The organism is Gordonia liuliyuniae, from assembly GCF_021738805.1.
Taxonomy (GTDB): domain Bacteria; phylum Actinomycetota; class Actinomycetes; order Mycobacteriales; family Mycobacteriaceae; genus Gordonia; species Gordonia liuliyuniae.
The window spans coordinates 1-11578 of the sequence record NZ_JAKKOR010000013.1; the positions used below are offsets into that span (position 1 = coordinate 1).

Below are 11578 nucleotides of genomic sequence, written 5' to 3' on the forward strand. Positions count from 1 at the left end.
GGGCCAGCAATTTCAACACAAGCCAGAAAGCAAAACCTGACCAATCCAAAAAACTGACAAAAACAAAAAACTAACAAACAAAAATGTCCGTCAAAAATTCATCCCTGCCACAAAAAAATACAAAAAATGTGGCACAAGAAAAAATCCATCACACACTATCGAGTTCTCAAAGAACACACACCCACCAGCACCAACCCAAACAATCAGGCCGAACTCCAGCGAACATATACAGTTGTACTGACCTGCAAGAGGCCAACTCCCCCAACCTACCAGGCCGAGGACCGTTCCGCAAGACCAGATTCGCACCCCGTGAAACGGAGAAGGAAGGAGGTTCCTGCCGAAGCGGCTTCCCACGTTACTCGACCTGGCCGCAGTTTCACAACCGCGAACTTGGGAGTCTGTGGTGTCGTCGCGGCCGGGCCGCTCTGACTCGATATAAGTTACGCACGTGTCGACCGAAGGGCAAATCGGCAGGTCACAGCCATGATTGCGGTAGGGATCGTCCCAGAGACCTATCCGAACGGGCAGGACGTCGGACCGATCGGGTAGTTACGCGTGCGGGTTCGCGTCCATAGCGTCGAAGCATGAGCATCACCGTGGAGTCTCCGCGAACCCTCGGGCGACGGATCGACGTGGCGGCCGTCCCCTCGGTACCCGCAGGCTTCACTGTGTGCGCCCACCTCGGGTGGCGCCCGTCCGAGGACGGCGTAGATCTGGTCCACACGTTCACCGCGGAGTCGATCAGCGACGGCGCAGCGGTGAACGCACTGTCCGAGCTGGTCCGCGTCGGCGTGCTCGCCGGGCAGGACGAGTTCGAGTCGGCCATGGTTGGTCTCATCGCCTCCTGCTGCGAGGATCCGGCCGACGGTTGGCTCGCCTTCTACGCGAACTCGGTCGACGACCTGCGCACCGGTCGGTCCGGCTTCTCCCCCGTCCATCGACGGGCTCGTTCACTCGTCGTCGGCCACAAGGTCCTGGAGGTCGGGTGCTGCTTCGGGCTGTTCGCCGTCCAGTGCGCGCAGGACGGGCTGGACGTGCAGGCGTGCGACATCTGCCCGGGGGCACTAGCGCTCCTCGACGACGTATCGGTCCGGCTCGGCGTCGGCGTGCGGACCGTGCTCGGCGATGCCCGGGCACTGCCCGTCTCCGATGACCGGGTCGACACCGTGACGCTGATTCACCTCCTCGAGCACCTGTCATCCGGCGACGTGACGGTCGCGGTGCGCGAGGCGCTCCGCGTCGCTCGGCGACGAGTGGTGATCGCCGTGCCGTTCGAGGATGAGCCGTCCGAACACTTCGGTCACCTGCAACGTCTGTCCGAGGACGATCTGCTCCGATGGGCGGCGCCGTGGATCCGGTCGGGTCTGACGGTCACGGTCTTCACCGACCACGGCGGATGGCTGGTCATCGACAAACCGGCGTGACCCGACAGTGGCGTGTCAGATGAGTCCGCGCTTGCTCGCCACGTAGACCGCATCGGTGCGCTTGCTGACACCGAGCTTGCGGATCAGGTTGCGGATGTGGAACTTGACCGTCGACTCCGAGATGTAGAGCGTGCCACCGATCTCGGCGTTCGACTTGCCCTCCGCGAGCTGGCGAAGCACCTCCCGTTCGCGGTCGGTCAGTTCGGCGGCGACGTCGCGGCCACCGGACACGGTCCGAAGAACGATCGTCGCGCTGCGCGGATCGAACGCACTTCCACCGGTGGCGACGGCGCGGACCGCCCGGACGAGCTCGGTCGTGTCGACGTCCTTCACGACGTAGCCGCGCGCGCCGGCGCGCACCGCCCGCACGACGAGGTCGTCGTCGAGGAACGTCGTCAGGACCAGCGACGCGACTTCGGGGTGGCGCTTGGTGACCTCCTCGATCAGGCGAAGCCCCTCGTAGTCGGCGCCCGCCGTCAATTTCAGATCGACCACGACGACATCGGGCCGACTGTTCGCGATCTCGGCGAGTGCGGAGTCGAACGAGTTCGCCTCCCCCACCACGACAACCGCGGTGTCGCGATCGAGCAGCGAACGGAGGCCTTCACGCAGCAGCGCATGATCGTCGACCAGAACGGTCTTGACTGGCCGGTCGTCGTCTCTGGTCACGGTGCCTCCTGGTCCACGCTCGGCACGTCTGCCGCGATTCGAATACCGCCGAGCCGGGACCGTCGTATCGCGAAACCGCCGCCTCGCTCAGCCGCGCGGGACGCCATGTTCGCCAGCCCGCGGCTGCGCCCGGACGTGATGTCGCCGCGTTGGGCGGCGTTCAGCACGGCCCGCAGTGCCGTGGGGTCGCCGGTCCCGTCGTCGTCGACGAGGAGCCGGACACCCCGATCGTCGTACTCGAGCGTCACCGTCACCCGGCTGGCCTGCGCGTGCAGTGCCGCGTTGAACAGAGACTCGCCCGCGATACGCAGCACCGCGTGCTGCACGTCCCCGGTCAGTTCCCTGGTGCGTCCGCGCACCGTGACGGTCGCATCGACGCCCGGCGGCATGTGCAGTGAGCACAGTTCCCGAAGGGTGTCGACGACGCTGGCCGACGGTCCACCCGACCGGGCGAGCGCGTAGATCGCGCCACGCAACTGCTCCATGGCGTCGCGGCTCAACGTGACGGCCTTGTCGAGCCGTTCGGCTGCGGCTCCGCCGACGTCGCCGCGGCACAACTCCATCTGCAGCCCGGCCGACAGCACCGACTGTCCGACGGAGTCGTGCAGTTCGCGCGCGATCCGCGCGCGTTCGGCGCCCAGCAGCGCGGTCCGTTGCGCCGCCCACAGTTCCCGCTGTGTCCGGACCAGTTCGTCGTTGCGTTCGGCGAGTTCGTCGGCGCGGCGCTGCACTTGAAGGAACAGCGACGAGTTCACCAAGGCCACCGTCGCCTGACTCGCAAGGATCCGCAGCACCGTGAGGTCCGCGGGATCCACACGCTGGCCGTCGGCGGTCCACGCCGACAGCCCGCCGACCACATCGCCGTCGAGTTCCACCGGCACGTGCACGTGATGGTCATCGGCGATCGGCGCGTGCAGCACCGTGACCTCGCCGCGGAGCACGTCGTTGAGTCGGTTGAGCACCGCGTCCGGCAGTCCGGTCGGCGGTTCCGCGACGCGCACCCCCTCGAACGCGAGGATCCGTCCGTCGGGTCCCGCGATGAGGTGCCGAGGACTCGTGCCGACGAGTTGGCCGTCGGCGAGCGCGAACAGCACCCACTGGGCGCCGAGATGGTCGCGCACGGTCTCCACGACCGCTACGACTAGGCCCTCCGGTCCGGCCGCTGTCTGCACCAACGCTTTCGAAATGCCTTCCAACGCGTGCATCACGCGACTCAACCGCGCTTCCGAGCCCCGGTACTGCGCGTAGTGGCCGGCCTTGACGGTGCGCAGCCCGAGGAGGGACGCCAGGTCCGGATCGGAGCCCACGGCTACAGCGCCTGTCGGTACAGTTCGACGATCCCGGACTCCTCCGGACGTCGCGGATTGGTGATCATGCACGAATCGGCGAGCGCGTGCGTCGTCAGCAGGTCCAGATCGCCCGCGCGCACCCCGAGCGGCGCGAGCGTCTCCGGCATCCCGACGCGTGCGCCGAGGTGCGCGACGGCGTCGGCAAGTCGGTCTGCGACAGTCCGAGGGTCGCCGGTCGTCGACAACCCGACCGCGTCCGCGAGTCGGACGAAGTCGTCGGCGCACACCACTGCGTTGTACCGGATGACGTGCGGCAGCAGCACCGAGTTGATTGTGCCGTGCGGTGCGTCGCAGTGCCCGCCGACCGGGTGGCTCATCGCATGCGTCGCACCGAGGATCGCATTGGTGAACGCCATACCGGCGCGCAACGACGCGAGCGACATCTCCTCGCCTGCGACCGCGTCCGCTGGATCTTCGACGAGGCGTTCGAGGTTCGTCCACACTCCGGTGAGCGAATCGATCGCGAGCGAGTCGGTCAGTCTGCCGTGCGCGAGCGAGACGTACGCCTCGATGCAGTGGGTGAGCGTGTCCATCCCGGTCTGGGCGGTGACCTGCGGCGAGAGGGTCGTCAGGAGGGTCGGGTCGATGACGGTGACGTTCGGGACGAGTGTCCGGCCGATGATCGTCACCTTGGTGCGGCGGTCGGGGTCGTTGACGATGCAGAACTGCGAGACATCCGCGCCGCTGCCCGCCGTCGTCGGGACCGCGACGAGCGGTGGGAGTGGGCGGTGCACGCGATCGATGCCCTCGTATTCGAGGATGACGCCGCCGTTGGAGGCGAGCACGGCCACGCCCTTGGCCGCGTCGATGACTGAGCCGCCGCCGAGCGCGACCAGGCCGTCGGCCCCATGCGCCGTGTAGGCCGCGAATCCGTCGGCCACCTCGTGCGACCGCGGATTCGGCGAGACGTCGAGGTACGACGCGGGCTGCAGACCGCGGCGTTGCAGGTCGGCGAACAGGCGGTCGTACCAGGGGGTCTGCTCGATCGTGCGGTCGGAGACGATGAGCGGACGACGGACGCCCAGCCCCGCCACGGTGACCGACGCTTCTGGGAACGCCCCGCGACCGAGAACGATCTCGGGGGTGTGAAACTTCGCGACACTCGTCGCCGCACGTGCGCGACCTGGGCCCCGATCGGTCACCGGCGGTCCACCTCCTCGTTCTGGGACTGACGCTACCGGCTCACCGCAGCGCTGCACCGAGTTCGTCGCACTTCTCGAGCATCTCGGCTCCGTCGCGGGCACTGACCACCCCCGAGCACTGCTCGGCGTAGTCGTCGAGCGAACACCCGGTCTGCGACCAGTACCGTGACGGCTCTGGCGTCAGCCACGCAACGCGGTGTGCGCGCCGGGCGATCGTCTCGAAGAGGTCTACACGCGGATCGAAAGCGTTGCTGCGCGCGTCACCGACGACGAGGACGCTCGTCCGTCGCGTGATGAGATCGCCGTACTCGTCGAGTGTCGTCTGCCAGACCCGGCCGTAGTCACTGGTCGCCGACAGATCCAGCCCGTCGGCGGCGAGGACTTCCGCCAACGCGGTGTCGGGTTCGCACACGCGCAGCTCCGGTGTGACGCGCACGGCTCGATCGACGAATGCGATCACTTCGCACCGGTTCCCTTGGTGGTGCAGTGTCTGTGCGAGTCGGAGGATGAAGCCTGCGACCGGCCGCACCGACAGCGAGACGTCCACGAGGACGAGCAGCCGCACCGGCCCCGGCACGCGAACGGTCTTCCACAGTTCCACTGGGACGCCGTCGGTGTGCGCGGCGGCGCGCATGGTGGCGCGGGCGTTGAGACGTCCACCGTCGGTGAGCCGTGACACCGGGCGCGGTGCGCCCCGCATCCGCTGCACCAGCCGGTGGCAGGCGCGATCGATGTCCGCCTGATCTCGGTGGACGTGCGAGTTTCCGGTCACCTCGCCGTCGGACAGGACGTTCTCGGCGAGGCGCTGGGTCAACGCGTCCACGAAGTCCTCGAGTGCACGTTGCAGCTGCTCGCGGCGCGCGTCGTCGAGATGCTCCATGCCGTCGGCGCCGTAGGCGCCGCGGCCGTCAGTCGCGTCGAGTACCGCGAGCAGCGACGCAGCGTCGGCCAGGCTCAGCGCCGAACCCTCCACTCGCGCGGCCGTGCCCGTCAACTCGCCGACTTGCGCCGCGTCGGCGTGATCGACTTCGACGGTGTACGTGACGCCGCCGGACACACTCGACGAGTCGGTGTCGACCTGGAGTTCCTCCGCACCCGTCGAGACCGAGAAGTCGTTCTCCTCGCGGTGGGCGCTCTCCCCGTTCCGTTCGCGCGCGTCGGGATCATCGACCATCAGGTCCCCGATCTCGACGGTGTGCTCGTCGGCGCCGATCATCCGCGCCGCGCCGGCGAAATCGTCGTCCCAGTCGAGTTCGTCGGGGAGGTCGCCTGCCAGCCCCCGCACACGCGGCAGGTCGTCGGCCGTGTCGTCGGCGGTGTCGTCGGCGGTGTCGTCGCCTAGGAAGAACGCGGCGAAGACGGTCTCGAACGCCGCGCGCTCGTACTCGTACTTGACGCTGACGCTCCGCAACGCCGTCCGCAACCGCGGGACGTCCGCGGCGCCGACTAGCGCGAACACGCGCCGGATCTCGATCACCTCGGCGGGCGAGCATCCTATGCCGAGGGCGCGCAGCGCCCGACCGAACTGCACCGACACGGTGTCGAGGAGCTGGGTGCCCGCATCGTTGCCGCTCAGCACGACCGCTCAGCTCCGCGCGGCGGCGGTGTGTGCCCGGCCCGCACCGAATGCTCGGCCGGTGCCCGATCCCTGCCGGCTCTCCGGTCGCGTGAGCCGGTCTGCGTCGGACGCGGCCGGCGCGGCGAACGCCCGGCGCACATGGTCGAGATCGGTCCCGAACTTCACCAACAGCGACATCAGCGCCGGATCGGTCGGCGACAGGTACGAGGCGGCACGCGAGGCGTCGATGACCTCGGCGATCGACGGGCTCTTGCGCAGCGGCAGTTCGCGCAGCCGGCGAGCGAGGTCGACGACGTCGGCGATCACCGACTCCTCCACGTCGGGTGCGCGGACGGCGACGATGCGGCACTCGCGTTCGACGGTCGGGTACTCCACTTGGAAGTGCAGGCACCGACGTTTCAACGCGGACGACAACTCCCTCGTGTCGTTGGACGTCAGGATCACCCACGGCGCCGAACGCGCGGTGAACGTGCCGAGCTCGGGCACCGTCACCTGGCGTTCGGCGAGGACTTCGAGCATGACGGCTTCCATCGCCTCGTCGGTCCGGTCGATCTCGTCGACCAGCAGCACCGTCGGATCGGGCGAGACGATGGCAGCCAGCAGCGGCCGCGGGACGAGGAAGCCTTCGGTGTAGACGCCGACCTCGGTCTCGGCGAGCGCGGTCGACGCCGCCGCGAGCGTGTCGTACTCGGCGAGTTCGGTTCCGATCCGGTCGCGCAGCATCTGCACGTGCAGCAACTGCCGCGCATAGTCCCATTCGTACAGTGCGCGGGAGTCGTCGAGGCCTTCGTAGCACTGCAGGCGGATCAGTTCGCGGCCCGACGCCGCGGCCAACGCCTTCGCCAACTCCGTCTTGCCAACGCCAGCGGGCCCTTCGAGCAGCAGCGGGCGGTCGAGGACCGTCGCCAGGTGGACGACGACAGCGAGGTCGTCGTCGATGAGATAGCCCTCCGACGCCAGGGCTGACGCCAGATCGGCGGACGTGTCGAATGTCAGGTCGCTCATGGATGCCTCGCTCGGAGTCGGGTAGAAGATGGCAGCGGACGGGTAGGCCGGGTGCCGGATAGAACGGGATGCCGGGCGATCGCCGGACCCGACAGGTCCGGCGATCGCCCGACGGGTGGTCGGCCCCGGCGGTCAGTACGAGCCGGTGAAGGCGTGACGGACCATCGGGATCAACGATTCGACGGTCGACTCGCGCGGGTTGGCCGGCGTGCACCAGTCGCCCATCATGTGCTCGGCGATCGCGCGGACCTGCGCATCGGACGTGTCGACGCCGTCGCCCCGGCCTTCGTACTTGCCGGTGTTCATCCGGTTCTTGTCGTACGACGACGTGGTCAACGAACCGAAGTTGTCGGGGATGCCGAGATCCTTCGACAGGCGGATCGCTTCCTCGACGGCCGCGTCGGCGGCCTGCACGGTCGTCATGTTCCGGGTGTCGACGCCCATCAGCCTGGCGATCTCTGCGAACCGCTCGTACCGTGCGGGCAGGTTGTACTCCCACACGCGCGGCAGCGCGATGGCGTTGTTGAGCCCGTGGTGGCTGTCGTAGAACGCGCTGAACGCGTGCGACATCGAGTGGATCATGCCGAGCCCACCCGAATTGAAGGCCTGCGCGGCGATGTACTGCGCGTGCATCATGCCCGACCGCGCCTCGAGGTTCCGCGGATCGTAGACGGCGGTCCGCAGGTGGTCGCGGATCAACTCGATCGAGTACTTCGCGTTGCCGAGCGACGGCTCGAAGTCCAGCCGCGAGACGAACGGCTCACTGGCGTGGGCCAGGACGTCGAACCCGCAGAACGCGGTGAAGTGCTCGGGGCACGAGTAGTACAGCAACGGGTCGTCCATCGCGAGGTCGACGAGACACGAGTCGTCGAACGCCACCCACTTGTGCGGGTTGTCCATGTCGGAGGTGTCGGTGATGACGTACGCCCAGGACGTCTCGGAACCGGTGCCCGCCGTCGTCGACACGGCGATGTGCTTCGGGTTCTCCTTGTTGGTGGCCTTGGAGAAGCCCTCGAATTCGTTGATGTTGCGGCCGTCGTGGGCGATCACCATGCGAGCGCCCTTGGCCGCGTCGTGGCTCGAGCCGCCGCCGACGGAGATGATTCCGTCGCACTTCTCGGACTGGTACCGCGCCGCGGCGTCCATCGCGTTGAAGTCCTTCGGGTTGGACTGGACCTCGTCGAACAGGACGACGTCCACACCCTGGTACTCGATCTTCCCGGTCAGTTCCTCGATGATTCCGGAGCCGCGCAGGCCCGTCGTCATCAACAGGACGCGGGTCATGCCGAGTTCCTTGGCTTCGACGCCGAGCATGTCGTGTGCGCCGACGCCCAGCTTCGCCTTGGGGAACGGGTGGAACTCCTTGATCGGGAAGTCCCAGATCTGATTCAGCTCGATAGCCATGAGGGTTTGACTCCTGTGAGGTTGCCGTTTCGGTCCTTCACAGCGTGTGCCCTGCGTCACTGCCCGGACAAGAGCTCCTGACCTGCAGCGCGGGGAGTCGGCCCGGTGGTTCAGGCAGGCACCTGTCCGGTCGGACAGGTACCGCGTCGTCGAGCAGTGTGGGCGAGTCGAGCCGTGTGGGCGATCAGCCGATCTCTCGTCGGATGGTTCCGCCGAGCGTGCGGAGCTGATCCTCGAAGTTCGGGTAGCCGCGATCGATGTGCTCGATGTCGTGGACTTCGGTGTCGCCGTCGGCGACGAGGCCGGCGAGCACGAGGCCGACGCCCGCGCGGATGTCCGAGGACCATACCGGTGCGCTCGACAACCGTTCAACGCCGCGGATCACCGCGTGATGCCCGTCGGTCCGCGCGTCGGCGCCCAGCCGCACGAGTTCTTCGACGAACCGGAAACGGGCCTCGAACACGTTCTCAGTGACCATGGACATCCCCTCGGACACCGTCGCCAGACCGATCGCCATCGGCTGCAGATCTGTCGGATACCCGGGGAACGGGAGCGTCGCAGTGTCGACGGCGACGGGACGCGACTCCTGAATCACCCGAAAACCGTCGTCGAACCGGTCGACGCGCGCTCCCGCGCCCTCGAGTTTCTTGAGCACCAGGCGCAGATGCTCGGGGTCGATCCCGCGCACCGTGATGTCGCCGCGTGTCATGACCGCAGCCACTCCCCACGTGCCGGCGACGATGCGGTCGCCGACGACGTGGTGCGTCGTCGGCGTCAGCGCGTCGACGCCGGTCACCGTGAGTGTCGGAGATCCAGCGCCGTCGATCCGAGCGCCCATCTCGGTCAACATGACGCACAGGTCGACGATCTCCGGCTCGCGCGCAGCGTTGTCGATCGTCGTGACGCCCTCGGCGAGGACCGCGGCCATCAGGATGTTCTCGGTGGCGCCCACGGACGGGAAGTCGAGTACCACTTCGGCGCCGGACAACCGCTCGGCTTCCGCGACGACGCAACCGTGTTCGATCGTGCTCTGCGCACCGAGCGCACGCAGACCCGCCTGATGCATGTCGAGCGGACGAGAGCCGATGGCGTCGCCGCCGGGCAGCGCGACGACGGCGCGATGGCGGCGAGCCATCAACGGGCCCAGAACGCACACCGATGCCCGGAACTGCTTCACCGCGTCGAAGTCTGCGTGGTAGTCGGGTTCGGCGGGAGTATCGATCGTCACGGTGTCACCCGAGATGTCGACCGTCGCGCCCAGCCCGCGCAGCACATCCGCCATCAGCGGGACGTCGGCGATCTCCGGCGCATTCGTCAACACCGTGCGGCCCTGCGCCAACAGCGCCGCCGCCATCAACTTCAGAACGCTGTTCTTGGCTCCGCCGACGAACACGTCACCGACCAGACGTGCCCCACCTGAAACCACGTAACGATCACTCACCGGCACAGTGTATCGGCCAACAGGTAGGTTGCCTGGTATGGCAGTGCACCTCACACGCATCTACACACGGACCGGCGACGACGGGACCACCGGACTCTCCGACTTCTCCCGCGTCGCCAAGAACGACCTGCGCGTCATCGCGTACGCCGACTGCGACGAAGCGAACGCTGCGATCGGTCTCGCCCTGACCGTCGCAGGCGAGGTCCCCGAGGACATCGGGGCCGTCTTGACCACAGTCCAGAACGATCTATTCGACGCCGGTGCCGACCTGTCGACGCCCGTCGTCGACGATCCGGCCTACCCCCCGCTGCGCATCGAATCGTCGTACGTCGACGCGCTCGAAGCGTGGTGCGACCAGTTCGGCGAAGAACTCACGCCGCTCGACTCGTTCATCCTGCCGGGCGGCACACCGCTGTCGGCGTACCTGCATCAGGCACGCGTCGTCGTCCGCCGCGCCGAACGCGCCGCCTGGTCGGCGATCGACGCGCACCCCGACGACACGAGCATCCTCCCCGCGAAGTACCTGAATCGACTCTCGGATCTCTTGTTCATCCTCGGACGCGTCGCCAACGTTCGTGCGGGCGATACCGACGTGAAGTGGGTTCCGGGCGGCGAACGCCAGCGCTGACCTGAGATCTATGCCGCGGGCCTGCGCCGAGCACGGCGCGGGGCGCGGGCCTCCAACCATGATTGGAATGCGGTCATCGCGGCGGGAGCCATCGCCAACTCGTAGGCGGGTTCCTGGCCGCGTCGTCCGACGGTGATCTCTGCGACGACCATGTCGGGATCCATGATCTCCGACTCCGTGCCGACCCGACTCCGACGCCCGGACACTTCGATACGCCGTCGAGACAGAGTCACCGACGGGCCGAGCCGCAACGACGACAGCCGAAAATACAGAATCGCGTCGTCTGTGTAGTGAATCGAACCGTGACGCCATCCCTCGTCGGCGTCGGCGGGCAACGGACGCAACAGGACCGGCGTCCCGGCGAGGCGCACGAGCCGCAGTCGATAGACCAGCAATCCGGCAGCGATCAACCCGACGAGCAACAATCCACAAACAATCCACGCCCACATCGGCATCGGGTCGACCTCCTCTCCGTTATCTACGAACGTACGCGAACAGCCGCCCTGCGGCGCAGGACGGCTGTTCGATCGTTCACTTTTGTACTTCTGGGGCCCGAGTCAGCTCACGGCTTCCACGGCGCGCACCCGGGACTTCGCGCGAAGGAACTCCTCGCTGCCCTCGGTCGCCGATTCGAGAACGGCTCGCTCGGCGGCGACGTCGATCTCGTCGGAGAACTGTGCGGACTCGGCGAGGACAGTGACCGTGTCAGCGGTGACGGACAGGAACCCGCCCTGCACCGCCATCGCCTTACGGGCGCCACCGGCCTCGGTCAGGACCACGCAGCCGCCAGCGGCGAGCTCTCCCAGCATCGGCTCGTGGTTGGCCATGATGCCGATCTGGCCGACGGTGGTCTGCGCGACCATGAGCGTCGCGTCCCCGGAGTAGAGCGCGGCGTCCGGTGCGACCACGTCGAGTCGGAAGGTCTTGTCAGCCATGT

At 67.5% G+C, this 11578-nt stretch carries 11 protein-coding genes; 2 read left to right on the forward strand and 9 right to left on the reverse strand.

The features are described from left to right. The first annotated feature begins 584 nt into the window (after window positions 1-584). Window positions 585-1424, forward strand: coding sequence for a mycofactocin oligosaccharide methyltransferase MftM (gene mftM, locus L5G33_RS17235; RefSeq protein WP_236999402.1), 840 nt, complete (start codon window positions 585-587; stop codon window positions 1422-1424). Between the two features lie 15 nt (window positions 1425-1439). On the opposite strand, the gene L5G33_RS17240 is transcribed toward mftM, so the two are convergent. The 7 genes from L5G33_RS17240 to murA all read right to left on the reverse strand — a co-directional run bounded on the left by L5G33_RS17240 (window position 1440) and on the right by murA (window position 10013). Further along, window positions 1440-2093, reverse strand: coding sequence for a MadR family response regulator transcription factor (locus L5G33_RS17240; RefSeq protein ID WP_236999403.1), 654 nt, complete (start codon window positions 2091-2093; stop codon window positions 1440-1442). Then, window positions 2090-3400 (reverse strand): MadS family sensor histidine kinase, encoded by a 1311-nt coding sequence (locus L5G33_RS17245; protein WP_236999404.1) that lies wholly within the window; start codon window positions 3398-3400, stop codon window positions 2090-2092. Before L5G33_RS17245 ends, L5G33_RS17240 begins: the two co-directional genes overlap by 4 nt. A gap of 2 nt (window positions 3401-3402) precedes the next feature. Then, on the reverse strand, window positions 3403-4584 hold the full coding sequence (locus tag L5G33_RS17250; RefSeq protein ID WP_236999405.1) for an iron-containing alcohol dehydrogenase: 1182 nt from the start codon (window positions 4582-4584) through the stop codon (window positions 3403-3405). A 40-nt stretch (window positions 4585-4624) separates the two neighbouring features. Further along, window positions 4625-6163 (reverse strand): MadC family VWA domain-containing protein, encoded by a 1539-nt coding sequence (gene madC / locus L5G33_RS17255; RefSeq protein ID WP_236999406.1) that lies wholly within the window; start codon window positions 6161-6163, stop codon window positions 4625-4627. 6 nt (window positions 6164-6169) lie between these two features. Then, window positions 6170-7168 carry a MadB family AAA-type ATPase gene (locus L5G33_RS17260; protein WP_236999407.1) on the reverse strand — a complete coding sequence of 333 codons (999 nt, stop codon included), beginning with the start codon at window positions 7166-7168 and terminating at the stop codon, window positions 6170-6172. Window positions 7169-7300: 132 nt separating this feature from the next. Next, entirely contained in the window at window positions 7301-8572 is a 1272-nt protein-coding gene (mdo, locus tag L5G33_RS17265; protein ID WP_236999408.1) for an NDMA-dependent methanol dehydrogenase, read from the reverse strand. 184 nt (window positions 8573-8756) lie between these two features. Continuing rightward, window positions 8757-10013: a UDP-N-acetylglucosamine 1-carboxyvinyltransferase gene (gene murA, locus L5G33_RS17270; RefSeq protein ID WP_236999409.1), complete on the reverse strand. Its 1257-nt coding sequence runs from the start codon at window positions 10011-10013 to the stop codon at window positions 8757-8759. A gap of 37 nt (window positions 10014-10050) precedes the next feature. On the opposite strand from murA, the gene L5G33_RS17275 reads away from it, so the two are divergent. Then, entirely contained in the window at window positions 10051-10641 is a 591-nt protein-coding gene (locus L5G33_RS17275) for a cob(I)yrinic acid a,c-diamide adenosyltransferase (RefSeq protein ID WP_236999410.1), read from the forward strand. Window positions 10642-10649: 8 nt separating this feature from the next. Here L5G33_RS17275 and L5G33_RS17280 read toward each other — a convergent pair whose 3' ends face one another. Together L5G33_RS17280 and L5G33_RS17285 are read right to left on the reverse strand one after the other, a co-directional pair. Beyond that, on the reverse strand, window positions 10650-11096 hold the full coding sequence (locus L5G33_RS17280; protein WP_236999411.1) for a DUF2550 domain-containing protein: 447 nt from the start codon (window positions 11094-11096) through the stop codon (window positions 10650-10652). 102 nt (window positions 11097-11198) lie between these two features. Beyond that, window positions 11199-11576 carry a F0F1 ATP synthase subunit epsilon gene (locus L5G33_RS17285; protein ID WP_236999412.1) on the reverse strand — a complete coding sequence of 126 codons (378 nt, stop codon included), beginning with the start codon at window positions 11574-11576 and terminating at the stop codon, window positions 11199-11201. Between the last annotated feature and the right edge of the window lie 2 nt (window positions 11577-11578).

What these genes read in the sequence shown, in the direction of transcription:
- L5G33_RS17275 (WP_236999410.1), top strand. Translation starts at nt 10,051, where the DNA reads ATGGCAGTGCACCTCACACGCATCTACACACGGACCGGCGACGACGGG.
- L5G33_RS17280 (WP_236999411.1), bottom strand. Translation starts at nt 11,096, where the DNA reads ATGCCGATGTGGGCGTGGATTGTTTGTGGATTGTTGCTCGTCGGGTTG.
- mdo (WP_236999408.1), bottom strand. Translation starts at nt 8,572, where the DNA reads ATGGCTATCGAGCTGAATCAGATCTGGGACTTCCCGATCAAGGAGTTC.
- mftM (WP_236999402.1), top strand. Translation starts at nt 585, where the DNA reads ATGAGCATCACCGTGGAGTCTCCGCGAACCCTCGGGCGACGGATCGAC.
- L5G33_RS17260 (WP_236999407.1), bottom strand. Translation starts at nt 7,168, where the DNA reads ATGAGCGACCTGACATTCGACACGTCCGCCGATCTGGCGTCAGCCCTG.
- L5G33_RS17285 (WP_236999412.1), bottom strand. Translation starts at nt 11,576, where the DNA reads ATGGCTGACAAGACCTTCCGACTCGACGTGGTCGCACCGGACGCCGCG.